Genomic DNA, 26,998 nt, shown 5'->3' with positions numbered 1-26,998 from the left:
ATGACTCAGTCTCGCCAATCTCAAGTTTCGTTATCAGATACACCTTATTATCACTGTATTTCACGTTGTGTTCGTCGTGCTTATTTATGTGGTGAAGATAAATACACAGAAAAATCATTTGAGCATCGACGCCAGTGGGTGATTGAACGAATGCATTATCTTGCTTCCGTCTTTAATATTGATATTTGTGCTTATGCGATTATGTCTAATCATTACCATTTAGTATTGCATGTGAATGAGCGGCATAGTGAAGAGCTGAGTAATGAGCAAGTTTGTGAACGTTGGTGTCAGTTATATTCCAAGCCTGTCTTAGTGGCTCGTTGGTTGGATGAACAGACAAGCTCAGCGGCAGAAAATAAAGCGGCATTAGCCATAATTAGTGATTGGCGAGAGCGTCTAGTCGATATATCTTGGTTTATGCGTTGTTTAAATGAATTTATCGCGCGTAAAGCGAATAAAGAAGATGAGTGCTCAGGCCGATTTTGGGAGGGGCGCTTTAAATCTCAGGCTTTGCTTGATGAAGATGCGTTATTAACCTGTATGGCTTATGTAGATTTAAATCCAATTCGTGCAAAAATAAATGACAGCGTTGAAACATCTCAATATACATCAGCTTATGAACGCATACATGGTAACGCCCAACCAGAAGATAACCCATCAAATTATTATTTTAAGAAAAAATCTTTATTTGGTTTTATTGGTGACGCTTATGAAAGCGATAAGATTAATCCTGTACTAGGCATTCCTTTTTCATTGATAGATTACCTTGAGTTGGTTGATTGGAGTGGACGTATTTTACGAGAAGATAAACGAGGTTCAATCGCCAGCCATCATCCTAAATTACTTAATACACTTGGTCTCGATGAGGCTACTTGGTTGACCCTAGCCAGTCGTTTCGGAAAGGATTATCAAGGTGCTGTAGGCTCTTTAGAGGAGTTAGCTTCGTTCGCTGAGCATACAGGTAAATGTTGGATAGCCAGTAAAAACCAATTACGACGACCAATTCATTAATTTAGCTCTATCAAAATTTCTATCATATTGCTATTAGCACTCGCTAATATTAAACATGTTTAAAATTCAACCTAGCATATCAAATGTTAAGATATTAAGGTTTTGGGCGCGGGTAAATATCATTAATCAATAGCTTTATTGTCATGTGCTTATTGTTGATTAATAATTTTTGTTCTGTAAAACTATTGGCTGTCCAGTTTTTGGTTTCAGTTTTTGGTTTTTCTTATTGTTGATTAATAATTTTTTTCTGTAAAACTATTGGCTGTCCAGTTTTTGATTCAGTTTTTGTCATTTTGTATAAGAGGTTGTTATGCTTACTTTGTATAGTGAGGTAATAAATTGAGTAAAACGTGTTATATGTGTGATGCAATTGCTACATCAGCAGAGCATGTGCCACCTAAATGCCTATTTCCAGAAAGTAAAGATTTACCAAGTGGTGAGGATCTAAGGAAGAAACTTATTACAGTCCCTTCATGTCCGATCCATAATACAAGTAAATCTAATGATGATGAATATTTATTGCACAGCCTTTCATTTAGCGTAGCAGGTAATAAAATTGCAAACAATCAAGTAGCAACAAAGATACAGCGTGCAACCAAACGAAGACCAAAGTTTATGAATGAGCTTAACTTAGATACTAAGCAATTGTTAATTCAAGATATGGTATCAGGAAAGTGGTTTTCAGGTCAGACTTTGAATGTAGATTATGAAAGGTTTGAATCTTGTATTGATAAAATTTCTAGAGGTTTATATTTCCATCATTTTCAAGATAAGTGGTTGGGTGAAATTTCGATAAATATACACTTTATGCTGAATGTTGATCCCGCAAATAAAATATACAATCAAGATCTTGCTCGTATGGATAGTATGACCCAAAGTTATTTATCACAGTCTCCCGCTTTTGGTGAAAATCAAGATGTATTTTATTATAAATTCCGAGATAGTAATGAAGGAATAGTAATGAGTCTTAATTTTTACGGTGATAATCGAGTTACATTGCTTTTTAATAAAACAACAGATAAAGCCTAACAAACAATTTAAGAGTGATTCAGCACGCTTGGAGAGGAAAGAGCTGGACCCACAAACTTTAATCAACATTTATACTTTACTAATAACGACTTAAAATAACCTGAAGTTAAATACTTAACCTTCTTGACCCTTCGTGTCTTCGTGGTTAATCCGCTTTTGACCTTAAAAAATGGGGAACATCTAGTCTTTTTCCTATCACCTTTACAGTTCAATTTCCGTCAGTCCAAGCATCGCTACAGGTTCCGATTACTCAATTCATACTAGATATAGTAAAGTACCTAACATCTATAATGGGCACTATAATACTCAAAAATGATTTTTATGTTGATTATTGAGTACTATAGGATGCATTAGTATTCTATTTGAGGATGTTCAATAAATTATCTTTAAACATCAAATCAATGAGTCGGGTTGTGGTTAATAACTCAATATCAAAAAATATTGAGTACTATAATAAACTTTATTTCGATAATTGTTCTTTTTTGAGTGCTATAGTGTTCATTATTATTGAGGGGGGGGTCTATGAAAGCGATTAATTTTGAAAATTTAAATGAGCTAACGGTACAAGCTTTCATTGATAACTCATGGAAGGATATTGCGAAGATTACATTTCCGAATAATGCTAACTACACCTATGATATTAGCGAAGTTGATTATGAATTTGATTATGCAATTGATCATCTTTCTGAGGATGACCATCATGCAGTCTCTATCAACCATCCTGTTGAATTATTTTTTGATGGTAATGGTCAACGAGGTTGGTTGAAGTTCATTGACGATATTATTCCTAGTGGTTCAAGTCGTAAATACTGGTTAACCCAAATAGATACTGAAGGGATGTCTAGTAATCAACAAAAGTTTGTTTTACTTACATACGGTACTATTTCTCCCATTGGCAATTTACGTATTAAAGAGTCTATCGAAGCGATTGATAAAATACCTACGCAATATTTCCAAGTTTCGGAAGTCACAAGCAGAGCTGCAGACTTTTTGAGTTATGCACAAACTCGAGGCGCAGCAGCAGGCGGGGCAACAGGTGCGGGTGGAGAAGCACCGAAACTTTTGTTAAGACGTAGTAAAGATGATCTTGTCTGGATAGATACCTATCAAGAAAATACAAATGTGGACGATATGTATTATCTTGTTAAATTTCCAAGAGGGAATAAAAGGGGAGTTAACGATGCGGTACTCGTCACCGAATACCATTATTATCATGAGTTAACCGATATGGGGTTTATTACTATACCTGTAGCAAACATGAAGTTAGAACAAGGTGAAAACTATCATTCACTTTGGTTGCCAAGGTTCGATATAGAGACTCAAGCAGATGGGACGACCAAACGTTATGGTATGGAATCTGTGTATTCAATGTTAAGAAAACAACCTGGTGCTATTTTAGATCATGGTGAAACAATACGTGATTTGATTACGCTGATCACTGAAAGTAATACGGTGAAAGAGAAAAAACTGCACTTTGATGTAGAGGCATTTATCATCGAATGGGTTCGTCGTGATCTGTTAAATATTGCCTTTGGTAATAGTGATAACCACGGAAGAAATACATCATTCTATAAAGATGAAAAAGGAATAAGGTTAACACCCATCTATGACTTTGCACCTATGAAAGCAGATCCAGAAGGTATACCTCGAACAACTAAATGGGCTGCGCCAACTTTAGAGCTTGGTGGTGCATTTAACTTTGTTGAGATTGCATACTCCTTGAGTGATTTAATTGAACCAGAACACTTATTAAGCGAGCTAAAAGCAACAGCGCGTCAGTTAGTAGGTTTAAAGCAGAGGCTAATAGTGCGTGGTGTTCCCGAACAAATAGTTAATATGCCTGCAATTGGATTTGACTTTCTTGATGAAAAATTAGAACAGTGGGGCTTGTTGTGAAAAATAAAAGTTTAACGGATACCGTCAACTTCTTAAAAAAGCATAATGCAGATAGGAATATGAAATTTAATAGTGAGGGTGAACGTATCAATGCTAAAAATGATGAGTCACAGAGGAAAGTTAAATTATCCGGTGTGCCTGTTGTTGTGCATAGTGGGGAAGCCGATGAAGTTAAAGTAAGGCAACGTTCGTCTAATAATACTGCCATTAAAGATGCTCAGTTACGCAAGGCGGTCATTAATAGTGTTATTGCTAAATTACTATTTTCTGAGATTACTCAAGGAGATGCTTTAATTCAGCTACGCATTCAAGTACTAGGTTTTAACCAAGAAAAGTATGCAAAATTAGTTAATGTTTCTCGTAAAAAACTTTCAGATATAGAAAATAATAGAAGCAACTCAAGCGTGGAGATCTTGAATAAAGTGTTTAAGCCTTTTGGTTTAAACGTAGGGCTGATTCCAATATCACCGACAGTATTAAAAAATGTGCTTGAGGATTATAATAATTTTACTGCTTATTTACCCGAGTAGTTAATAAATAAATGGCTTAATTATTTCTATGATAATGATGCTTCAATGTTTGAATCAAGCTTCAGCACCACAATAAAAAAGGCCTCAAGGTCGGTTAGAACGACAACATATAAAGAGCTGGACACCCACAAACTTTAATCAAGATTTATGCTTTACTAATAACGACTTAAAAATAATCTGATATTAAATACTTAACCTTCTTCACCCTTCGTGCCTTCGTGGTTAAGCCGCTTTTGACCTTAAAAAAGGCCTCAAGGTCGGTTAGAACGACAATGAAGCCAACAGGGTAAGGGGCCTTTAGGAAAGTTATTTAACGAGTTTTTTCATGCCTGATAGCATTTTCTCTGCTGTCTCATAATGATCACCTTCCCATAGTTGATCATTTAAAAATTCACCGGAATAGAAACCGTCATATCCTGTAGATTGGATAGCATCAATCCATTCCTGTAGTGGGATTTCACCTTCACCAATTAAGCAACCTCGTAACTCTTTTTCATCTACCCAAGGTTGGTTTTCAGCAGGTCTTAGACCATCGGAAATATGTATGTTGTAAATTAGTTCTTTGTCTACTTTAGCGACTTGCTCTAAGGTTGCGCCTCGGCAAGACCAAAGATGCCAAGTATCTAATACAAAGCCAAAATTATCGCGGCCAACGGCATCATGTAAACGATGATAATCATCTAATTTTGCAATAGGTGTCCACGCTGCACCTTCAAATTGAAAGCGAATATTATGCTCTTTGCCGATATCTGCAATGTGTGCAATATTTTGCGCGGTGATTTTTATGTTGTCTTCAACTGATAGGCCATTGAGCCCTTCAAATGAATTTACTTGAATCGTGGGAGCGCCAATCTCGCTTGCAAATTGACATAGGGTTTCAACTTGTTTGAACACACTTTGTTGTGTCGCTTTATCAGCTACTTCAACACTTCCGATGATATCAATTGCAGAGGGTAAAATGCCTGCATTATCTAGTTTAGCTTTTAGGTCGGCACTGCTTAAGCCACTATTTATATAGCGCCATAATTTTTCCGTATGGATTTCTAAACCTTGGTAGCCAGTTTCTTTTGCAAGACGAATATCGCTTACAATATTGTTATGTAAAGAACACATGCCGTGTAATGCAAATTTCATACAATCACCTATTCATTGTCTTGAACTTAAATCCAAGCTTTTTGATAGCAAATAAGAAAATAAACCACTGTTGGTTTATCTTCTTTAATACCAGTAGTTAACCATGTTGTTGATGGTTTATTTTTAACGTTTTAGTAGCGCACTTTTTATAATGTCACTGTTTTGTTAGTCTGTAATGACTCTAGTGCAGCATCTGCTAACGCCAGTGCTCTTTCACCATCTATACCAGGTGATAATGACTCTGCTCCACCTAAGACTTCAACAAAATGGTTCCATTCATTTTTGTAGGCTCCTGCATAACGTTGTAAAAAGAAGTATTCAGGGTTTGCTTCAATAGTCCCTTGGTCACCGAATTGTTTGACTGAGTTTTCATTGATGTTACCTGCAGTTAAGAGGCCTTTACTGCCATGTACTTCGATTCGTTGATCGTATCCGTAACCTGAGCGTCGGCTATTATTAATAGTTGCAATCGCACCCGATGCAAAAGTTAAAACAACCACTGACGTATCAATATCACCGGCTTTAGCAATTTCAGGGTCAACCATACAACTACCGTATGCGGTAATGCTAGTAGGTTCTTCATTCATTAAATAACGTGCCATATCGAAGTCATGAATAGTCATGTCTCGGTACATGCCACCTGAGATTTTGGTGTATTCTGCTGGTGGAGCAGAAGGGTCTCGAGAGGTGATGATCAGTGACTCAATTTGTCCAATTGCATTTTCACTTAAGCGGCCCTTTAATTCGTTAAAGTGCGCATCGTAACGACGATTAAAGGCGATAAATAAGATGGTGTCGTGTTGCTCAACGACTTTGAGGCAATTACGTACTTTTGCTAAATCTAGATCGATGGGTTTTTCACAGAAGACTGCTTTACCATGGGCTGCCGCTAACTCTATAAGGTTGACGTGAGTATGCGTTGCAGAGCAAATACAGATGGCATCTACATTTGGATCTGCCATTGCTTCTTCTGTAGTTTGAATTTTGGCATCGTACTTTTCAGATATCTCTTCTCGCCCTTCTACGTAGGGGTCAATAACCGAATAAAGATTAGTTTGAGCATGATCATGAATGTTTTGTCCATGAATGCGTCCAATTCTTCCAACTCCAAATAATGCAATATTAAACATACTGTGTTCCTTAAAGTGTCAATGTGCTGTCATTTATGATTTTGTGTTTACGTTGCTTTCGCTTTTAACCTTTTCCTACTCTAACTGCCATTTATAAGGCTTAGAGAGGGCTTTAACCAGTTTACGGCTTACTCGTTTCGGTAAGTGCTGTTTATAGGTCTTTTTAAAATAAAAATTAATCTCTATTACTGGGTGTAAAAATAAAGTTTTTCAGTAGAAAAATATTTTTCATTTTTATTGGTGGGTTGATATTATTGTTTATTTTATCAAAGCGCTATTTCTTTACTGTTTATTTTTATTGAAACGTTAAGCTTATCACGGGGTGTGAATTTAACAAAAAATAAACAAATTAAGTTATTGTTTTTTATGAATTTTATTTTTAAATGGTTTTTTATGTTAATTTTTTGTTTTACTTGAAAATAGAGGGTCAATAAATTTTTTCCAAAAAAAGTTGATAAAGCACTAAGTATTAATGAAAAAATATTTTCATTATATTTTTTTTGACGTATATTCGATTTGGCTAGCGACAAGTCAATGCTCATTAGGATTTAAAGCTTGTACGCTCAATTCATTCAGTAACCACAATTAATCCGGAGATAAGTATGAGTAAAGTTCAATATGGTATTAGCCCTTTAACTTGGACCAATGACGATATGCCAGAGCTAGGTGGCGATATCCCGCTAGAAACGTGTCTAAGTGAAATGGCTGAAGCCGGTTTTACAGGCACTGAGCTTGGCACTAAATATCCAAGAGATCCTGAAATATTAGTTCCTTTACTTAAAAGTCACGGTTTAGTTCTCGCATCTGGTTGGTTTAGCGGTAACTTAATGACCAACACCGCTGAGCAAGAAATTGAAGCGATGCAAACGCATATTAAATTATTGAAAGCCGCTGGTTGTAAAGCAATGGTCTATGGCGAAGTGAGTAATTCTGTACATGGTGATATCACCATTCCTGTTTCTAAGCGTGTGATTTTAAACGATCAACAATGGCAAGAATACGGTCAAAAAATTACTGTTGTTGCTGACTATTTATTAAACGAGCATGGCATTAAGCTGTCTTTCCATCATCACGTGGGCACTATTTGTGAGACCGAAAAAGACATTGATACCTTTATGGAAGTGACGGGGCCTTCTGTCTTTTTAACCTTAGACACGGGTCATATTACTTACGGTGGTGGTAACCCTGTGAATATTATTAACCGCTGGGGTGATCGTATTGGGCATATGCATTTTAAAGATTTACGTTTAGAAGTGATGGAAGCGGCACGTGCTGCAGATAAATCATTTTTAAGTGCAGTATTAGATGGTGTATTTACTGTACCTGGTACCGGTGATGTTAATTACGATGATGTTTTCACTGCATTAAAAGCACGCGATTATGAAGGCTGGTTATTGGTTGAAGCGGAGCAAGATCCTGCCAAAGCCAACCCATTAGTTTTTGCTAAAACGGCTTATCAAAATATCTCTGGTTACGCACAAAAATTTGGGCTGTAAGCCGCTGACTGTGTAACAAGGTTCCTTTGTTTGTTAGGAAATGAATGCGTATAAAAGGTTTAACGAAGTATGTTAGGCCTTTCATTAGTCGCTTTTTTTTCTTCTATTTAATGAAATGTGAGAACAACATGTTTAATGAAGAAAGTCATTTGAAACAGCCTATTCGTTGGGCGATGGTCGGCGGCGGTCGTGGTAGTCAAATTGGTTATTCGCATAGAAATGCAGCGCAACGAGATGGTTTATTTAAGCTTGTTGCCGGCTCCTTTGATTTAGACGCTGATCGCGGTCGTGATTTTGCGGTGAATTTAGGCATTGACGGAACGCGTTCATATGCAACTTATAAAGAGATGTTTGCACAGGAAAAATGCCGAGAAGATGGTATTCAAGCTGTCTCAATTGCAACACCTAACAGCACTCACTTTGAAATATGTAAAGCAGCATTAGAAGCTAAATTACATGTTATTTGTGAAAAGCCGCTGACTTTTACCACGGATGAGGCGTATGTGCTTAAAGCGTTAGCTGCTGAAAATAACTGCCTTATTGGTGTGATGTACGGTTATTCAGGTTTCCCTATGATCCACCAAGCTCGTGAAATGGTTCGTCGTGGTGATCTCGGTGATATTCGTGTTGTTAATGCACAATTTGCTCATGGTTTTCATAACGAAGAATATGAGAAAGATGATCCAAGTTTAAAGTGGCGTGTAACACCTGCCGCATCGGGTCCTACTTATGTATTGGGCGACCTAGGCACACATACTCATTTTTTATGTGAAATGATTACTGAGATGGAAGTTGAGAGCCTATGTTGCATGCGTCAAAGCTTTATTAAATCACGCGCACCATTGGAAGATAATGCGCATGTGATGCTTAAATTTAAAGGCGGTGCTGTTGGCACATTATGGGCATCTGCAATTAATTCAGGCTCTATGCATCAACAAAAAATTCGCATTGTTGGATCGAAAGCGTCGATTGAATGGTGGGATGAATTTCCAAATCAACTTCGTTATGAAATTCAAGGTGAAGCGCCTCGTGTATTAGATCGAGGCATGCCGTATCTATACCAAGATGATCAAGGTGTTTCATGTAACCGAATCGGTGGTGGTCATGCTGAGGGTTATTTTGAATCTTGGGCTAATTTATATGCTCGTTTTGCCTATGCATTTAATGCCGTTGCAGAAAATGATCAAACCGCTTTAGATAGCATGTGGTTTCCAGGTATTGATGCTGGTATTGAAGGTACTCGACTTTGTGAGAAATGTGCTGAGTCTGCAGATAACGGTTCGCAATGGGTTAATTTTAAAGACTAAGGAATAAATAATGGCACAAGTGAATTTTTTACAAGACAGAACGTTAGATGCAATTGTATTAGGGCGTGCAGGTGTTGATTTATATGCTCGTGAAGCGAATACGGATATTGCCGATGTCTCTGGTTTTGAAAAATATGTCGGTGGTTCTGCGGCTAATATTGCCGTAGCGATTAATAAGCTGGGTGCAAAGGTAGGTTTTATTGGTTGTGTCGCAGACGATTCATTTGGGCGTTATGTACAGGGTTATATGGAAAAACAAGGTATTAACCTTGATGGCATGATGGTTGATGGTAGTGGTTCGCGTACTTCCGTCGCCTTTACGGAAATGAAACCGAGTGATTGTGATGTTTTAATCTATCGCAATAATGCTTCGGATTTAATGCTGAAAACAGAACAAATTGACCCTGATTATATTAAAAAAAGTAAAACATTAATTGTTACCGGTACGGCATTGTCAGCAAGTCCAAGTCGTGAAGCTACCTTATTAGCAATGCAATATGCGCGTAGTGTTGGCACCGTCGTGGTGCTAGATGTGGACTATCGCCCAATGACTTGGCGCAGCGATGTTGATGCATCTATTTATTATGGTATTGCAGCTAATCTATCGGATATTGTGATTGGCAATCGTGAAGAGTTCGACATGATGGAAACAGTGGTCGCACCCGGTAATACCGATGATGATCAAACTGCGGCCCGTTTTTTACAAGGAAATTCACAGATTGTGATCATTAAAGCGGGTGAACTAGGTTCGCGTGTTTATTGCAAAGATGGTCATCAATTTGAACAAGGTATCTATAGAGTTGAGGCGAAAAAACCATTTGGCTCAGGCGACTCTTTTGCTGGCGCGCTTATTTGGACATTAACGGCTGGCGGTACTTTAGAGCAAGGTGTTAGTAATGGTTCAGCTGCCGCTGCTATTAACGTAAGTGGCACCAGTTGTACTGAAGCTATGCCGACTAAAGACGAGCTGGAATCTTTTATTGCAACATTTGAACAAGCTGCTCGTTAAAACAAACAATATGATTTTGATTCACTAACTAAAACTAATTAGGAATATTAATATGGGAAAGCACATCGCACCTTTTGACAATAAGAACCAACCAATTATTGATGTAAATGATGATACGACACCTTTATGTTTTTTTAATCCAGTTAAGTTAAAAAAAGGTGAAACATTTACGCATCAAGTTGCCGGCTATGAAAGTGTTATCGTTTTAGGCGGAGGCACTTGTTCTATCGTTGTTGGTGATCAAACTTTCCCTAATATTGGTAAGCGTGCCAGCATTTGGGATGGAGATCCTGAATCTGTTTATGTGCCTGTTGGTATGGTTGCCGAAATCACTTGTGATAGTGATGAAGCGAATATCATGATTGCAGGTGGCCTTTACGATGAAGTCCTAGCGCCTTTTGCTGTTACTACCGTAGACAAAATTCAATACGGCTCTGACGATACTAAAACGCACCGTAAAATAAAGCATATTTTAGGGCAGGCAAATGCACCGAAGCGTGGCCGTTTATTAGTCAGTGAGTTATTTACTGTGGGTGCCGGCGGCTGGTCTGGTTTTCCTGCTCACAAACATGATTGTGACCGTGGCGAGTTAGAAACAAATTACGAAGAAGTTTATCAGTTCCAGTTTAACCCAGGACAAGGTTTTGGTGCGCAATTCCTTTATGAACATGAAGATGACTGTGGACCGGTTTATCACGTTAAATCAGGCAGTGTTATTGCTATCGATAAAGGCTATCACCCAAGTGTTGCTGCACCGGGTTATGAGATGTATTACTTCACTATTATTGTGGGTAAAACCTCTAAATCATTAGTGCAACATTTTGACCCTCATCATGAATATCAAGTACATACTATTCCTGGTATCAAAGACATGATTAATAAATTTAAATAAAAAGGATTTTTTTATGCTTGTTAATTTAAATGATGTTTTGCCTGATGCGGCGAATAGTGATTATGCAGTACCTTGCTTTAATATCTTTGGTTATGAAGATGCAAGGGCCATTGTAGATGCTGCTGAGGAAGTTAAAAAGCCGGTTATTTTGGCATGCAATAAAGATGTGATTGATTTTTATGGACCTGTGATTGCAGCCACGATGTTTAATGAGTTAGCTAAAAATAGCTCACAAAAAGTTGTGTTGCATCTGGACCACACCTATGAAGAACATATCGTTTATCAAGCGATTAAGGCTGGCTTTAGCTCTGTGATGTTTGATGGTTCGCAACTTTCACTGGCAGATAATATTGCCCGCACCAAAAAAGTCGCTGAAGTAGCGCATGCATGTGGTGTCAGTGTTGAAGGTGAAATTGGATCTGTTCCTTATCAAGAAGGGCGCGACCATATCAAAACAATTGATACGAGTCCTTTAGAAGCGCAGCAATATGCAGAGCAAAGTGATTTGGACTGTATTGCGTTATCGATTGGTAACGTACATCGTTTAACGGAACCAACCAGTGTCATTGATTTTGAGTTGTTAAAGCAGGTTGAAGCATTAGTGACTAAACCTTTGGTTATTCACGGTACCAGTGGTATTCGCGATGAAGATATTTTAAAACTTAAAAAAACCAGAGTCTCAAAATTTAATATCGGCACTTCTTTACGACAAGCATTGGGGCATAATTTACGCGATTATATGAATGCTGAAGCTGAAAAATTTGATCGCCTGTATTTTATGAAGAAAGCCATGCCTCATGTCAGAGAAGAAGCGATTCGATGCTTTAAATTATTGTCTTAGACTGTGTTATTGGTTAACCTTTACTAACACCTAAGTAGTGACTTAGGTGTTTTTTTGAGAGTAAAAATAATGCCGAATAAAATTGAAGTTGCAACAACATTAGACACATTCAAAGATATCCTTGCCGACCGTTATGACAGCTTAAGTAATCGCCTTAAACAAGTGGCTGATTTTATTACTGAAGAACCGATGGTTGTCGCTTTTGAAACCATGTCAGTCATTTCAGTTAAAGCCGGTGTTCCTATCTCTACCTTAAGTCGCTTTGCTAATACTTTTGGCTTTGATGGCTTTAGTAAAATGCAATTACTGTTCAGTGATCAGTATTTTCATAAACCGCGAGATTACAAAGAACGTATTAAACGAGCAAAGCAAGAAGGCTCAATGCAAGTTGACTCTATCCAAGGCATATTTGAAAGTTTAGGTGATTCAAATATTAGAGCCATGGAAGATGTGTTGGTGGGGATTTCACCCTCTAAGTTAGAAGATGCAATCAAGTTACTTGCAAATGCGAGAACCATTTATGTGCAAGGTGCGCGACGAGCTTACCCCGTTGCTAGTTATCTTTCATATATGCTGATAAAAGAAGACTTAAACGTCGTCCTGTTAGATGGCCCCGGTGGTATGAGTTCGCCGATGCTAAAACAGATGAAAGACAGTGATGTATTGTTGATCACTACCTTTAAACCGCATGCGCAGGAATCTATTTCTGCTATTGAACGTGCAGATAAAGTTGGCGCTAAGATTGTTGCTATTACTGACCATCAAATGAGTGAGTATGGCCGAAAAGCAGATATTTGTTTTGAGATTGTTGAAAACGATGTGTTGGGTTTTCGCTCTTTAACCTGCGCGATGTTTATTGCTCAGACGCTAGCCGTAGGCTTAATGCTATAACCTATAACCTATAACCTATAACCTATAACCTATAACCTATAACCTATAACCCTATAACAGATAACAGCTAGCAGAGTTGTCTAATAGGCACTTCAACCTTGATGTGGCTAAATAGCCGGTTATTTCTTATTTATCATTTATAAAATAACTCCTTTACTGTAAGGAGTTATTAGTACTCTTTTCGCCTCTTTTTATACATCCATTTATCCTTTCGCTTAAATAGAACCTATATTTCATTCGATCTCAATATTTTTAATTTTATCTATTGAAAAATATTTTCTATTTTTTGTTTTTGATATGTTTATTATAAGCAGTTATTGAGCTTTTCTTTATTCCCTATTTTCTGTTAATTGTATTGTAGTTATTTTTAGATAAGTGCTTAATATTATTGTTACTTTAAATATATTCATTTAAAACAGTATGTTGCATTGTTATTATTTTGTAGTTGTTAATATAACATGATGCGTTTAACACTTTTATATCAAACCACTATTAATCAACCCATTTCGTTAATATTATGCATTACGTTTGAAATTTATTTTCTATTTTGCATTTTTAATGTTTTGTATGGTTTGTAAAAAGCCTATTATTACCCTGGAGCAAATATATGAACACCTTTCGATTAACTACCGGACAAGCCTTAGTAAAGTTCTTAAATCAACAATATGTTGAGGTCGATGGCCAGCAAGAAAAATTTGTACATGGTGTGTTTACTATTTTTGGGCATGGCAATGTACTTGGGTTAGGCCAAGCTTTAGAGCAAGATCCTGGCGATTTAATCGTACATCAAGGTTGTAATGAACAGGGCATGGCACAAATAGCAGTAGGTTTTGCCAAACAACATAAAAGAAAGAAAATATATGCCGTTAGTGCCTCTGTCGGCCCAGGTAGTGCAAACATGATCACTGCAGCTGCTACGGCAACGGCTAATCGCATTCCAGTTTTACTGTTGCCTAGTGATGTATACGCTTCGCGCCAGCCTGATCCTGTTATTCAACAAATTGAACAGTTTCATGATTATTCAATCTCAACCAATGATGCGTTCCGTCCTGTTTCTAAATATTTCGACCGAGTTGTACGCCCTGAGCAATTAATGACCGCCATGATTAATGCTATGCGTGTGTTAACAGATCCTGCTGATACGGGTGCTGTGACTATCTCTCTCCCTCAAGATGTGCAAGGTGAAGCCTATGATTTCCCTGAATATTTCTTCAAAAAGCGTGTTCATCGTATTGAGCGTCGCCCTGCTTCAGAAGCCATGATTGAAGAAGCTGTAGAAGCATTTAAAGGCAAGAAAAAACCATTGTTAGTTTGTGGTGGTGGAGTACGTTATTCAGAAGCTCACGATGCATTTAAGGCCTTTGCTGAAAAATTTAATATTCCATTTGGTGAAACACAAGCAGGTAAAAGTGCGGTGCCTTTTGATCATCCATTAAACTGTGGCGGTATTGGTTCAACGGGCACTTATTCTGCCAATGTTTTAGCTAAAGATGCGGATATTATTATTGGTGTTGGTACGCGAATGACTGATTTCACTACGGCATCAAAATCACAATATCAACATCCAGATGTGAGCTTCATTAATATTAATGTAGCCAGTTTCGACGCTTATAAACTAGATGGCGTTCGTATTATTGCTGATGCTAAAGTGGCTTTAAATGCATTGTCTGACGCATTAGAGAAACAAGGTTACCAGTCTGAGTATACTGATCAGATTGTTAATGCTCGTAGTGCTTGGGCTACAGAACTTAACCGTCTTGATAATGTTAGTTATGACCAAGATAAATTTGAACCAGAAGTAGAAGGGCATTTAGATAATACAATTCTGGATGAGTATGCTGAAGTACTACAATCTAAATTATTGCAAACACGTGTATTAGGGCTTTTAAACCAAGAGCTATCCGATGATGCAATTATAGTAGGCGCAGCAGGATCATTGCCTTCTGATTTACAACGAGTCTGGCGACCTAAACAAAAAGATACTTACCATATGGAGTATGGTTACTCGTGTATGGGCTATGAAATTGCTGGTGCAATTGGCGCAAAAATAGCTTGTCCCGATCAACCTGTGTATGCGGTATTAGGTGATGGCTCTTACATGATGCTGCACTCTGAATTACAAACGGCGATTCAAGAGGGTATTAAAATCGATATCGTATTATTAGATAACATGAGTTTTGGTTGTATTAATAATTTACAAATGGACAACGGCATGGGCAGCTTTGGTACGGAAAATCGCTTTAGAGATGCCAAAACAGGTAAGTTAATGGGTAAGTCTGTGCCCGTTGATTTCGCTAAGAATGCCGAAAGCTACGGTTGCGTTACTTATACTGTACGTAACGATGAGGAGTTAATTGCAGCAATTGCTGATGCTAAAAAACAAACGGTTGCGACTTTAATCGATGTAAAAGTACTGCCTAAAAGTATGACTCATGGTTATGAATCTTGGTGGCGTTGTGGGATTGCAGAAGTAGCTGATAAACCTGAAATTAACCAAGCTGCTGATAAGATGAATGCGATGGTTAAAAAAGTCCGTCAATACTAAGCTTTTTGCTAGTTAGTGTTTAATTCTTGATGCTCATCAACAACAACTCTTTATAAATTATGTTGAACTTAAGGTACATACTTTAAGTTCAACATTGTCTTTTTAAGGACCGCTGTTTTAAAGCGATCATTATCTAAACTGATTATTACCATTACCATTACCATTACCATTACCATTATTATTCTTTCATTAATCCAATCACTTATCCGATATTTTATATAAACTAGTCAGATTCAGCCTAAAAACCTAGATTTAATAATAAATAATCTGAATACTGTTAATACTGTTAATACTGTTAATACTGTTAATACTGTTAATACTTAAGTGTTTACGAAAGGAGTTGTTATTTTGTCATCTAAGCCTTTTTTATTTCATGGACAAACTAAACAGTGGGTCACTCAACAGGACGATACACTCGTCATTCGCTTGTTGTGTCATGATCCTGAGCATTTAATTACTTCTCATTTTATTCGTTGTGAACCAGACAATGAAGATAGACTTATTGCCCTTGAGCTTATTCAAAATGACTTTCACCTAGGTGATGATGTTAATAGTGAGGGGTATGGTGAAGAGGATGGTAAGTTAGATGGCAATACATATCGCCTTTACCAAGCTTCAATTCCTATCAGTACTCACATTGATAATACTTATTATGCGTTTAAGTGTTTAACCGAAAAAGGCCAAATTTGGTTGACTGCGGCGGGGCAATTTGAGCGTATTCCTGGGCGAGAAACTCACTTTAAATTTAATACTCAAGATAGACCTCCAGAATGGATCAAAGAGCAGGTTTTTTATCAGATTTTTCCAGATCGCTTTTGCCAAGGAAATGCTGACATTTCGGTGAAAACCGGTGAGTACCTGTATCGTGGTGGTGAAAATGCCATTATTGCTAAGCAATGGGGAGAGCCTGTTGCCATTGCAGGACATAAGTCCACAGGGGCGAGTGAATTTTATGGCGGTGACTTACAAGGTATTCAAAATAAATTAGGCTATCTACAGGAGCTTGGAATCAGTGCTCTGTATTTAAATCCTATTTTTACTTCCCCTAGTAACCATAAATACGACACGACGGATTATCTTAATATTGACCCTCACTTTGGTGATAATGCTGATTTTGCAAAACTAAGTGATGATATTCATCAGCGTGGCATGAAAATAATGCTCGATGCTGTATTTAATCATACATCCTGTGAACATCCTTGGTTTGGTCGCTATCAACATTTTAAAGATAGTGCTTATCAGCACCCTGATTCTCCCTATCGCGACTATTATGTTTTTTTAGGTGAGCCGAATAGCAAAGAGGATTATTACTTTGCTTGGAAAGGGGTTGATAACCTACCAAAACTGAATTTTTTAAACGAACAAGTGCAAAATTATATTTATAAAGCAGAGTCATCGGTTGTAAAACACTGGTTAAAAGCACCTTATCATATAGATGGTTGGCGTTTTGATGTGATCCACATGTTAGGTGAAGGCACCAACGCTTATCATAATGCGCACTATGTCAGGGCGTTTAGGGAGTCTGCTAAAGCGGTTAACCCTGACGCTTATATCGTGGGTGAGCACTTTTATGAAGCCACACAGTGGTTGCAAGGTGATCAAGAAGATGGCGCGATGAATTATTATGGTTTTGCTCATCCCGTCCGTGCTTTTTTTGCAGGTTTAGATATTGCCTATCATAGGGTTGAGATAGATGCTCAAGCCTTTGATAACTGGTTAACTGAAAGTCGCGCTAAGATACCTTGGTTAAATCAATTAGCGCAACTTAATCAACTGGATAGTCATGATACATCTCGGTTTATTAATCAATTAGACGGGGATCTGAATAGACTAAAGGCAGCCAGTATGATGTTGTTTAGTTATCCTGGAACACCTTGTTTGTATTATGGGACAGAAGTCGCTTTGCAAGGCGGAAATGACCCCGATAATCGACGCTGTTTTCCTTGGGGCGACCTTGATAAAAATAGTGATACTTTTACTTTTTACCAACGTTTAATTAACCTAAGAAAAAGTAGAATAGAGCTTCAGCAGGGCAGTTATCATACGCTTTATGCGCAGGACAAAAGCTTTGTTTTTGCACGTTTTGAGCAAGGTAAAACAAGCATTTATGCAATTAATCTTGGACAAAAATCGGTGTCATTTACTTTCGAACGATTCGAGTTGATGACCAATGCTCGGTCTTTTTCAGGATTTGATAATCACAGCAAAGATTGGCAGCTCGAGATGCAACAACAATTGTGTTTCACCTTACCCGCAGAATGTGCTTTATTACTCGCTAGCGAAGAAGGATAAGTGGGAACAGAAAAGATAATAAAGATAATAAAGATAATAAAGATAATAAAGATAATAAAGCTGATAAAGTAAATTACAATATAACGTTGATTTACTTTATCTTTTTACCTTTGTAATTTTAACTTCTGGTTTACAACTCTTCATTTTACTTTATTTCATTACACTTTTTCATTGTTAGTAAATGACTAAAAAGTGTAATGATGCGGTTATTATTAGTTATAAATAAAGCCTTTCTAGTTCATGTGTCGGTAGCGGTTTATCAAAGTAATAACCTTGCATTTTATTAATGCCTAGTTTGATACACAGGTTAAGGTCTGCCTCTGTTTCAATGCCTTCGGCAATAATATTTAACTTTAAGGACTGGAGCATGACAACTAAGCCCGCTAAGAAGGGCTTGGTATTTTCTTCCGGAGAGGAACTAGGCATTAGGCTTTTATCCACTTTTACGGTATTAATTGGAAAAGTGTGTAAATGTGAAATAGATGAGAATCCTGTACCAAAATCATCTAATGAAATTTTACAACCTAAGTCGCTGATGCTTTGGATCATCTTCGTACTATTTTCCTGTTCAACTAATAAAGCCGTTTCGGTTAACTCAAATTCAATATTGCTAGCATCAACAGAGTAAGTGCTTAAGGTAGATTTGATAAATTCAATTAACCCTTCATCGGTTAACTGTACTGAGGATAAGTTAATCGACATAGTGAATGCGGGGTTAAGTGTTTTTTGCCAAATACTCAGTTGCATAATGGCTTCTACTACCACCCAACGGCCAATCTCTATGATCAATCTAGATTTTTCAGCAATGGGAATGAATATATCTGGGCGCTGACTAACACCTTCAACATCAAATCGTATTAACGCTTCCACACCTGTTATTTTTGCCGTTAATGAGTCAATAACTGGTTGATAAAGTAAATAAAACCCCTTGTTTTCAAGCGTAGTCCGTAACTGCCTTTCAATTAAGAAATTTTCTAAAAATGCTTCCTGCATTTTGGCTTCAAAAAAACAGAACTGGCTACGGCCATCACTTTTAGAACGATACATCGCAATATCTGCAAATTTAAATAGCTCCTTTACCTCACCGCTGTCACCAGGGCAAAGTGCAATGCCAATACTTGCACCGGAAGTGATCACATGAGAGCCTATTTCGAAAGGCTGCTGTAATGCTTCTATAATGCGTTTTGCTACAGTACTAGCTCCATACACTGACTCTAAATTAGTTAATGTAATAGCAAACTCATCGCCACCTAAACGTGCAAATAACTCACTCCCGCGCAAGCAAGCAGTGATGCGTTTAGTTACTGAAATTAATAATTGGTCACCTACATCATGCCCATAATTATCATTAACATATTTGAAATGATCTAAATCGATTAATAAAAGCGCGAGTGTACTTTTATCTCTTTGTTGTTTTTTTATTTCATAACTTAATGATTCGTCAAAATAGTAACGATTAGCTAAGCCGGTTAGATTGTCGCGTTCTGCAAGCTCTTTTGTACGTTGATGACTTAGTAATAGCTCTTTTTCTAAGGAAGCGCGTACTTGTGCATTAGCAATGGCTCTTTGAAGCCTAAAGGCATCGATCTCTGTTTTAACTAAGAAGTCCTGTGCACCGGCATTAATGCTATTAACGGCTAAGTCATCCTCTCTGGATGTACTGGTCATGATCACTACTGCTTTTTGTTTCGCAGGCATGTCTTTTAATTCAATTAATAGCTCGATCCCCTTACGTTGTGGTAAGTTGTAATCTAATAATACGACATCAAATGCAGTGTGAGCTAATATTTCAAGGGCTTGATCGACCATTTCGACTTGGGTGATATTACATAGAATATCGCTGCGCTTTAATGCTCTTATGATCATCTCTCTATCGATCATATCGTCATCAACAATAAGTATGTTCATATCGCTATCATATCCTTAAGTCCTATCTTTGAAATAATGACCATTTTAATTTTAGATTTTATTCTTCGGTTAAATGAACAATTTCAAAATAATTTTCTAGCATGCTAACTAAGCCAGAGAATCTATCTCCGGTCTGACCTTTCACAAAGTATCCAGCAATATGCTCGCCATAACTGGATATGATGTCTGACTTTGCTTTTGAAGTGGTCAAAACAAAAACCACTAAATTCGATAACTGCGGATCAGCTCGTAATGCTTTTAAAAATTCAATGCCGCCCATTCTTGGCATTTGTAAGTCGAGAATAATCACCAATGGTGGAGCGACTTCGCCTTTTTTTAATAATGTTAACGCTTCGAGGCCATCGTAAACCCTTACTATCGGATTAGTAATATTTTGTTTTTTGAAGCTACGTTGAATGGTCATCGCGTCGATGTCGTCATCTTCAACTAGTAACAATGTTATTTCATTTGTATTTTCCAATATTATTTAACCTTTTTGATGGATATTTTTATTTCTAAGCGCTTTTATTTTGTCACAAATATTGGCAATGCTGTCAATTTTTTGTCATTGTTTGGGCTTGTTCTATGTTTCTTCATTCAACGGCCATAAAATATTTATGGTGGTACCGCGCTTTCCATCAGACACAATATTCATCCTGCCACGGTAATGTTCAACAATGCGTTTAATCATAGCAAGCCCCATGCCACTTCCTTCTACTTTATCTCGTGACTGTAAAGTTTGAAACATCTCCATGGCTTTATTATGAAACTCTTCGGGGATGCCTGGGCCATCATCGTATAACGATATTTCATGGAAATTATCTTTTTCAGTATAAGAAAGGATGATCTGACCGGTTGCTTTGTCGTGATGTTTTATCGAGTTAGAAATTAAATTTCTTAATACTATTTCAAAGGGGGCCTGTGGAATATTGATATCAATATTCGGTGCAATACAAGTAAAGTTATCGTTGGTTTCCAGCAATGATAATATGTCTTGTGCTTTTTCAGCTAAATTGACCTTATTATTGGTAATGGTAGCTAGATTTAGACGAGAATAAGTTAATAGATCATCGAGCAGTTTAAGCATACGTTTACTGCGCTGACGTAATAAAACTAAATGTTTTTTAGAGTCATCGGGCAGTAGCTCTTCACAGTCTTCTTCTATCCAGCTTGCTAATTGCTCGATGGCATTGAGAGGAGATTTAAGGTCGTGTGAGGCAACATAGGAAAACTGCTCTAAGTCACTATTAGATTTTTCTAAATCCTTATTTGATTTTTCCAAGTCTGCAATAGATTGTGCTAAATCCCCATTCGATTTTTCTAAATGTTTGGTTTGATCTTTTAACTCTGCTGTCATTTGATCCGCATATTTTAATGCTTGTCTGTTAGCCTTGGTTAAAAATAAAAATAACATCAGTAGTAAGGCATCAATGACTAAGCCGCCCACTAGAATGACTGAAGACTGATTTAAGCTTGTGTCTTGTCTAAAGCTAATATTTGACTGGATTAAAAATGTCCAAGTACGACCATATAAGGATGTATCGATTTTATTAGAAAAAAGTGGATCAGGATCTGCTTCTGCGGTGTTGCCATTAGAATGATCATCAAATAATAGGTTTTCTCCATCCCATATCTGAATACTCACATGGCGGTTTTTTTCAGCCAGTGTTCCTTTCATTAGTTTTTCCATAATAAAAGGAGCATAGGTGACACCTGCAATCAATTCTCGGCGTTGCTTTATATTGTCAGGTTTAAGCCCATTTTGGTAAAATGGCGTATAAAAAAGGAAACCTGGTGTTTGCCTATCATCTTGCACTAGAGTGATCGGTGCTGTTAGTAATGCCTTTCCAGAATCTCTTGCTTTTTTTATTGATGAGTAACGATTATCTTCAAAGGCAACATCAAGTCCAACCGCTTGTTTGTTTGTCTCAACCGGCTCAACATAGGTGATCGGCCAATATTCAGGATTATCATGAGTTGGGTGTACTTTATAGTCTGGTCTTTGCATGCGTTGTGCTTGTAAGTACTCATCGAAATGCTTAGGTTGTACATTGTAAATAATACCAAAACCATTGATGCCAGGATAATTAGTATCTATTTTCAAGCTGTTTGAATAGGCAGACCATTGTTGATGAGTGATACTTGAATGCGCCACATCACTTGGATTAATAACATTATCTGAATTCACAGCGTCGATATAAGCAACACCGCCCCATAATACATTCTCATAAAGTGTCATTCGCTCTTTTACTGAATTAACGACTTTCTCTGCTTCACGTTTAAATTGAATCTCAAGTTTTTGTGCTTGTTGAAACTGCGAATAATACCAGGCACTAAAAGTTAGTATCACCGAAAGTAATACAATCAACCAATGTACCGCATGCATTTTACCTGCGCGAAGGAGCTTTTTTCTTTTTTCGCTTTTTTCTAATGCATGGTCCATTAATCGTCTCCAGAGGGATTTTATTGATAGCGATAAATTTAAATTAAGTTGTTTAGTAGGTAATACTTATTTCATGAGATGAAATAAAATAAAATATTGTTGCTGGTTTATTGCTTAAAAAAAATTATTTAATTATTGAAATTGCGACTATTTACAATTTTATTGTAAGCATGGCACGCTGTATTTTTTATATTTAATTTAATTACTTTTATTGATAGTAGATTAAAAGCTTTAAAGTTCAGCAGCCTTTTAGTACCTAACCTTATGAGCTTGAATGTTAGTTTAATAGTGCGATTATAACCACCTATAATGAGTTATTAAACACTGTTTTTTTGATTAATAGTTGTTTAAATTTATTTTTTTGTGGTTTAGAAGTGTTTTTAATTAAAACTTGTATGTTGGGGCAAGTATATCTAAATGATATGTAAGTGGATAAATACAGTAATCTAAATACAGTAACTTAAATACATAAACCTAGGGATTGTTGATGGAATGGTTAACTTGTCGAAATGGTTGTAAGTTATGAATGTTATTACTTATTTTTTTAAAGCGTTTGCTAACAAAATTTAAAGCATCTTGTGGTATCTATACCTTAACAAGATAAGCTCACACTTTATTAATCGAGTATCAATCAGTTTATTTTAGGAAGTCAGTTTTGGAAAAAGAAAATATTCAAAAAAATGCCGTTTTTAATCATGTAATGACCCTCTGTGCATGGATAGCTTTTTTTCTTATCTTGTTGGTGCTAGTAAAAGGTGATGAAATCTTGCAATCAGTGGCGATTATTTATCCTGACTTTGCATTACCTGCCTTTTTTATTCCTTGGTTTTTATTGGTCATTACTAGCGTACAAAAGCTACGAGAAAGTCTATCAAAAGCGCCGCTGCAAAGTTGGATTTTAAAAACGACAGTCCCTATTTTTATATTTGTATTACCTTTTTTTAGTACCTGGCTAACAAGCTCGCTTGCAAGTAATCATGAGACTATTGGCTTTGAAGGGTATTGTGTTTATTTGGCTATCTTGGTTTTGTTTATGGTGCATTTTTTACCTATTTTTAATGCCAAACAGACATTGGCAAAATAGATGATAGGGTGACCCTGATGACGTACGTTGCAATTTTTGTAGTCACGTTCGTCTCCATTTACGTCCTCATTTATGCCTCCATTTTCACTATTTTTAGCATCTTATCTCTACCTTGAATTCAAGTGCTAAGTGTAACCTTCACTATATAATCATAAGCTAGATCTAATAATTGAAATTAACCCTTAGATGAAAAATTGTAATCGTTTACACTTTTATTTTGCAGTGTACAATTTAAGAATTATATTGCTGTTTAGCTGCTCCCTTTGATGTTTATTATGTATTGTTTGTGTCGATTATATTGATTATCAGCTGTACATGTTACGCAGAAAAGTAAGTGATTTTAATCAGCAAGATAGATCCAGCAATTATTATCATTGAGCAAATGAGCCTATTTGAGAGAGGAATAAAATGAGAGCATTTTCGGAAATAATCAAAGCACGTGATTGGGAAAACCAGCATGTAACAGCACAAAATGTAATGCCTGCCCATGCACCTCTTCATGCATTTCACTCTTCAGAAGCGGCTCGTCACAAACAAGATTCTGAATTTCAGCATTTATTAAACGGACAATGGGCATTTCAATTATTCTCTCAGCCAGAATTAGTGCCAAGTGATTGTATTGATGTTGCCTTTGATGATAGTCATTGGCCTGAAATTACAGTACCTAGTAATTGGCAATTACAAGGGTACGATAAACCCATTTATACCAATCTTAAATATCCCTTTGAAGATAAACCTCCTTTTGTGCCTGCAGATAATCCAACCGGAGTTTACCGTGTGAATTTTGAACTACCTAAAGCATGGGTAGGGCGCCAGCAACGTATCAATTTTGATGGTGTAAACTCGGCTTTTCATCTTTGGTGTAATGGTATTTGGGTGGGTTACTCACAGGATAGTCGTTTAGCCAGTGAGTTCGACCTTTCGGAACATTTACGTGAAGGTAATAATCAATTAACGGTAATGGTGTTGCGCTGGTCTGACGGTTCTTACTTAGAAGACCAAGATATGTGGTGGTTAAGCGGTATTTTTCGTGATGTGTGTTTGCTCAGTAAACCCGTTGTAGCAATACAAGATGTGACTATCACAACCGATTTAGATGCATGTTTTAATCATGGCACACTACATGTATCAACCCAGTTAAGCAGCTTCAAAAATACACAAACTGCAAACTGTTATGTGCAAACTCAGCTTTTTGATGCTGACTTAAATGCAGTTACTGAGCCTATTGTAGCTAACTTTGGCGAACGGATAATCGATGAAAAAGGAGGCTTTAACAACCTCGCTGAACATCATATCAATGTTCCGTGCCCGCACAAATGGAGTGCTGAATCCCCATACTTATATCGTGTGGTTGTATGTTTGCTTAGTGAGAATGGTGAAGTCCTTGACTCTGAAGCTTATCAAGTGGGCTTCAGAGTGATTGAAATCGATCAAGGGCAGCTTAAATTAAATGGTAAAGCGTTGTTAATACGTGGGGTTAATCGTCATGAGCATCACCCTGAAAAAGGCCACGCTGTTTCTTACCAAGATATGTTGCTCGATATTAAGTTATTAAAACAAAATAATTTTAATGCGGTGCGCACCGCTCATTACCCTAATCACCCTATGTGGTATGAACTCTGTGACCAGTATGGTTTATATGTAGTAGATGAGGCCAATATTGAAACGCATGGTCAGTTTCCTATGTCGCGTTTGTCTAACGATTTGAGTTGGTTGAATGCTTATATGCGTCGCATGACACGTATGGTTGAAAGAGATAAAAATCATCCCTCTATTATCATTTGGTCATTAGGTAATGAGTCTGGTATTGGTCATAACCATCATGCTATGTATCAGTGGACTAAACTGAAAGATCCAACGCGTCCTGTGCAATATGAAGGTGGTGGAGCAAATACTGCGGCTACGGATATTATTGTGCCCATGTATGCACGAGTAGATGAAGATGTATTGCTGCCTAATGCAGCACAGGTAGTGCCTAAACATAGCATTAAAAAATGGTTATCACTGCCTAATGAACAACGCCCGTTGATTCTTTGTGAATATGCCCACGCGATGGGTAATAGTTTAGGTAGCTTCGATAAATATTGGCAGGCATTTCGAGAGTATCCACGTTTACAGGGCGGATTCATCTGGGATTGGGTAGACCAAGGTTTAACCAAAACAGATCCAAATGGTGTCGACTTCTGGGCCTATGGCGGTGATTTTGGTGATCAAATTAATGATCGACAATTTTGTATTAATGGATTGATGTTTCCCGATAGAACACCTCACCCTGGTTTACTTGATGTTAAGAAAGCGCAACAGTTTTATCAATTTGAGTTAATAAATGGTGAAAAAATCAGTATTAAGGTGAACAGCGAAAACCTTTTTATTGATACTGATAATGAAACCATACACTGGACGATCACTGAAGACGGAGAAGTGATTGCTAGTGGCGATGTACCTCTTCAAGTAAGGGCTGAAAGTGAGCAAGTGCTTACTTTGCTTGATGTTTATCCGCCGCAACGAGCTGGTTGTGATTATTTTCTTAATATTGAGGTGTTGTTAAGTGATGATACCGCCTGGGCTGAAAAAGGTTTTGTGGTTGCCACTGAACAGATGCCATTAAAAGCGGCTCTAGGATTAACAGACATTGCTATCGAAAAAGGAAAAGCGCCTGAATTAGTTGAAACAGACCAAACGATTATGATTAACGGTATTGGATTTCAGGTTGAAATAGATAAACAACAAGGTTTGATTAGCAAATGGGTCGTTGATGGTGTTAATAAGCTATTACATGGGCCGACGGATAATTTTTACCGAGCACCATTAGACAATGATATCGGTACTAGCGAAGCCAACTGTGTTGATCCTAATGCTTGGACTACTCGTTGGCAGAATGCAGGTTTAACAAATTTGTCTGTGCAGTGTATAGCAATAGAAGCGGTTACATTTGTACATGAGGTTATTGTGAAGGTGCAATTTGGTTATTATTTTAATAATAACCTGTTGATCACTAGCCAGTGGCAATATGCCTTCAATAACCAAGGTCGCGCATTAATTAATGTCAATGTGCAAGCCGCTAAATCATTGCCTCCTCTGCCGCGAATCGGGATGCAATTAGTGGTTGAAGATATCAATGAAGAAGTTAAATGGTTTGGCCGAGGCCCACAGGAAAATTATCCTGATCGTATTTTATCTGCGCACATTGGTCGTTATGCAAGTTCAATTGAAGCGATGCATACAGGGTATATATTCCCGTCTGAAAATGGTTTGCGTTGCGACGTTAAAGAAGCTTCAATTGGTAATTTACTGATTGCTGGTGATTTTCACTTTAGTGTTAGTCGTCATAGCCAGGCAAATTTAGCGGCGGCTAAGCATACAAATGAACTGGTGGCTGAACAGAAACTTTATGTGTGTTTAGATGGTTTTCATATGGGCGTTGGTGGCGACGATTCTTGGAGTCCAAGTGTGCATAAGGAGTTTCTACTAGATAAAGCACATTACCATTATCAACTATCACTGTGCTTTAATTAGCATTAGTTTTTAATAGTTTAAAAATGAAACCAAACGTTATCATT

19 protein-coding genes are annotated in these 26,998 nt (G+C 37.3%); 14 read left to right on the top strand and 5 right to left on the bottom strand.

The window, feature by feature from the left end; genetic code table 11:
• The 4 genes from MT390_RS01095 to MT390_RS01080 all read left to right on the top strand — a co-directional run bounded on the left by MT390_RS01095 (nucleotide 1) and on the right by MT390_RS01080 (nucleotide 4,466).
• A complete protein-coding gene (locus MT390_RS01095; protein ID WP_499439115.1) occupies nucleotides 1-1,011 on the top strand; it encodes a transposase in 1,011 nt (336 codons plus the stop codon).
• A 357-nt stretch (nucleotides 1,012-1,368) separates the two neighbouring features.
• Nucleotides 1,369-2,040, top strand: a complete 672-nt coding sequence (locus MT390_RS01090) for a hypothetical protein (RefSeq protein ID WP_499439113.1) — start codon at nucleotides 1,369-1,371, stop codon at nucleotides 2,038-2,040.
• A 522-nt stretch (nucleotides 2,041-2,562) separates the two neighbouring features.
• Nucleotides 2,563-3,936, top strand: coding sequence for a type II toxin-antitoxin system HipA family toxin (locus MT390_RS01085; RefSeq protein WP_499439111.1), 1,374 nt, complete (start codon nucleotides 2,563-2,565; stop codon nucleotides 3,934-3,936).
• Nucleotides 3,933-4,466, top strand: coding sequence for a helix-turn-helix transcriptional regulator (locus MT390_RS01080; RefSeq protein ID WP_499439109.1), 534 nt, complete (start codon nucleotides 3,933-3,935; stop codon nucleotides 4,464-4,466). The genes MT390_RS01085 and MT390_RS01080 overlap by 4 nt, the downstream gene beginning before the upstream one ends.
• Before the next feature lie 306 nt (nucleotides 4,467-4,772).
• Here MT390_RS01080 and MT390_RS01075 read toward each other — a convergent pair whose 3' ends face one another.
• Both MT390_RS01075 and iolG read right to left on the bottom strand, forming a co-directional pair.
• Complete coding sequence (locus tag MT390_RS01075) at nucleotides 4,773-5,600, bottom strand: sugar phosphate isomerase/epimerase family protein (RefSeq protein ID WP_499439107.1); 828 nt, start codon at nucleotides 5,598-5,600, stop codon at nucleotides 4,773-4,775.
• A gap of 146 nt (nucleotides 5,601-5,746) precedes the next feature.
• Nucleotides 5,747-6,730, bottom strand: a complete 984-nt coding sequence (gene iolG / locus MT390_RS01070; RefSeq protein ID WP_166368356.1) for an inositol 2-dehydrogenase — start codon at nucleotides 6,728-6,730, stop codon at nucleotides 5,747-5,749.
• Nucleotides 6,731-7,332: 602 nt separating this feature from the next.
• On the opposite strand from iolG, the gene iolE reads away from it, so the two are divergent.
• The 8 genes from iolE to malZ all read left to right on the top strand — a co-directional run bounded on the left by iolE (nucleotide 7,333) and on the right by malZ (nucleotide 18,003).
• Entirely contained in the window at nucleotides 7,333-8,226 is an 894-nt protein-coding gene (iolE, locus tag MT390_RS01065; RefSeq protein ID WP_499439105.1) for a myo-inosose-2 dehydratase, read from the top strand.
• 128 nt (nucleotides 8,227-8,354) lie between these two features.
• Nucleotides 8,355-9,533, top strand: a complete 1,179-nt coding sequence (locus tag MT390_RS01060; RefSeq protein WP_499439103.1) for a Gfo/Idh/MocA family protein — start codon at nucleotides 8,355-8,357, stop codon at nucleotides 9,531-9,533.
• Nucleotides 9,534-9,543: 10 nt separating this feature from the next.
• Nucleotides 9,544-10,542 (top strand): 5-dehydro-2-deoxygluconokinase, encoded by a 999-nt coding sequence (gene iolC, locus MT390_RS01055; protein ID WP_166368350.1) that lies wholly within the window; start codon nucleotides 9,544-9,546, stop codon nucleotides 10,540-10,542.
• A 52-nt stretch (nucleotides 10,543-10,594) separates the two neighbouring features.
• The gene (locus MT390_RS01050) at nucleotides 10,595-11,434 is read left to right on the top strand and encodes a 5-deoxy-glucuronate isomerase (protein ID WP_166368348.1); all 840 of its coding nucleotides are present in this window, start codon (nucleotides 10,595-10,597) and stop codon (nucleotides 11,432-11,434) included.
• A gap of 13 nt (nucleotides 11,435-11,447) precedes the next feature.
• A complete protein-coding gene (locus MT390_RS01045) occupies nucleotides 11,448-12,275 on the top strand; it encodes a class II fructose-bisphosphate aldolase (protein ID WP_166368346.1) in 828 nt (275 codons plus the stop codon).
• A gap of 69 nt (nucleotides 12,276-12,344) precedes the next feature.
• Nucleotides 12,345-13,166, top strand: coding sequence for a MurR/RpiR family transcriptional regulator (locus MT390_RS01040; RefSeq protein ID WP_499439101.1), 822 nt, complete (start codon nucleotides 12,345-12,347; stop codon nucleotides 13,164-13,166).
• A 607-nt stretch (nucleotides 13,167-13,773) separates the two neighbouring features.
• Complete coding sequence (gene iolD / locus MT390_RS01035) at nucleotides 13,774-15,711, top strand: 3D-(3,5/4)-trihydroxycyclohexane-1,2-dione acylhydrolase (decyclizing) (protein WP_499439100.1); 1,938 nt, start codon at nucleotides 13,774-13,776, stop codon at nucleotides 15,709-15,711.
• A 348-nt stretch (nucleotides 15,712-16,059) separates the two neighbouring features.
• On the top strand, nucleotides 16,060-18,003 hold the full coding sequence (malZ, locus tag MT390_RS01030) for a maltodextrin glucosidase (RefSeq protein ID WP_499439099.1): 1,944 nt from the start codon (nucleotides 16,060-16,062) through the stop codon (nucleotides 18,001-18,003).
• 216 nt (nucleotides 18,004-18,219) lie between these two features.
• On the opposite strand, the gene MT390_RS01025 is transcribed toward malZ, so the two are convergent.
• The 3 genes from MT390_RS01025 to MT390_RS01015 form a co-directional block, all read right to left on the bottom strand.
• Nucleotides 18,220-19,911: a two-component system response regulator gene (locus tag MT390_RS01025; RefSeq protein ID WP_166368338.1), complete on the bottom strand. Its 1,692-nt coding sequence runs from the start codon at nucleotides 19,909-19,911 to the stop codon at nucleotides 18,220-18,222.
• 58 nt (nucleotides 19,912-19,969) lie between these two features.
• Nucleotides 19,970-20,392, bottom strand: coding sequence for a response regulator (locus MT390_RS01020; RefSeq protein ID WP_499439097.1), 423 nt, complete (start codon nucleotides 20,390-20,392; stop codon nucleotides 19,970-19,972).
• Between the two features lie 102 nt (nucleotides 20,393-20,494).
• Nucleotides 20,495-22,354: a CHASE domain-containing protein gene (locus tag MT390_RS01015; protein WP_499439095.1), complete on the bottom strand. Its 1,860-nt coding sequence runs from the start codon at nucleotides 22,352-22,354 to the stop codon at nucleotides 20,495-20,497.
• Nucleotides 22,355-23,009: 655 nt separating this feature from the next.
• Between MT390_RS01015 and MT390_RS01010 the strand changes: the two genes are divergently transcribed.
• Both MT390_RS01010 and MT390_RS01005 read left to right on the top strand, forming a co-directional pair.
• Nucleotides 23,010-23,438, top strand: a complete 429-nt coding sequence (locus tag MT390_RS01010) for a hypothetical protein (protein WP_299662787.1) — start codon at nucleotides 23,010-23,012, stop codon at nucleotides 23,436-23,438.
• Between the two features lie 408 nt (nucleotides 23,439-23,846).
• The gene (locus MT390_RS01005) at nucleotides 23,847-26,954 is read left to right on the top strand and encodes a beta-galactosidase (protein ID WP_499439094.1); all 3,108 of its coding nucleotides are present in this window, start codon (nucleotides 23,847-23,849) and stop codon (nucleotides 26,952-26,954) included.
• Nucleotides 26,955-26,998: the final 44 nt, after the last annotated feature.

Origin of the sequence: Vibrio sp. 2-Bac 85 (assembly GCF_037546705.1) — a bacterium.
GTDB lineage: Bacteria > Pseudomonadota > Gammaproteobacteria > Enterobacterales > Psychromonadaceae > Psychromonas.
Note: the sequence above shows the minus strand (reverse complement) of the source record. Positions and strands in the feature narration are given on the sequence as shown.

Bases quoted from the DNA above. Each gene is read 5' to 3' on its own strand.
- MT390_RS01095 (WP_499439115.1), top strand. From the start codon at position 1: ATGACTCAGTCTCGCCAATCTCAAGTTTCGTTATCAGATACACCTTAT.
- MT390_RS01090 (WP_499439113.1), top strand. From the start codon at position 1,369: ATGTGTGATGCAATTGCTACATCAGCAGAGCATGTGCCACCTAAATGC.
- MT390_RS01085 (WP_499439111.1), top strand. From the start codon at position 2,563: ATGAAAGCGATTAATTTTGAAAATTTAAATGAGCTAACGGTACAAGCT.
- MT390_RS01075 (WP_499439107.1), bottom strand. From the start codon at position 5,600: ATGAAATTTGCATTACACGGCATGTGTTCTTTACATAACAATATTGTA.
- iolG (WP_166368356.1), bottom strand. From the start codon at position 6,730: ATGTTTAATATTGCATTATTTGGAGTTGGAAGAATTGGACGCATTCAT.
- iolE (WP_499439105.1), top strand. From the start codon at position 7,333: ATGAGTAAAGTTCAATATGGTATTAGCCCTTTAACTTGGACCAATGAC.
- MT390_RS01060 (WP_499439103.1), top strand. From the start codon at position 8,355: ATGTTTAATGAAGAAAGTCATTTGAAACAGCCTATTCGTTGGGCGATG.
- iolC (WP_166368350.1), top strand. From the start codon at position 9,544: ATGGCACAAGTGAATTTTTTACAAGACAGAACGTTAGATGCAATTGTA.
- MT390_RS01050 (WP_166368348.1), top strand. From the start codon at position 10,595: ATGGGAAAGCACATCGCACCTTTTGACAATAAGAACCAACCAATTATT.
- MT390_RS01045 (WP_166368346.1), top strand. From the start codon at position 11,448: ATGCTTGTTAATTTAAATGATGTTTTGCCTGATGCGGCGAATAGTGAT.
- MT390_RS01040 (WP_499439101.1), top strand. From the start codon at position 12,345: ATGCCGAATAAAATTGAAGTTGCAACAACATTAGACACATTCAAAGAT.
- iolD (WP_499439100.1), top strand. From the start codon at position 13,774: ATGAACACCTTTCGATTAACTACCGGACAAGCCTTAGTAAAGTTCTTA.
- MT390_RS01025 (WP_166368338.1), bottom strand. From the start codon at position 19,911: ATGAACATACTTATTGTTGATGACGATATGATCGATAGAGAGATGATC.
- MT390_RS01015 (WP_499439095.1), bottom strand. From the start codon at position 22,354: ATGGACCATGCATTAGAAAAAAGCGAAAAAAGAAAAAAGCTCCTTCGC.
- MT390_RS01005 (WP_499439094.1), top strand. From the start codon at position 23,847: ATGAGAGCATTTTCGGAAATAATCAAAGCACGTGATTGGGAAAACCAG.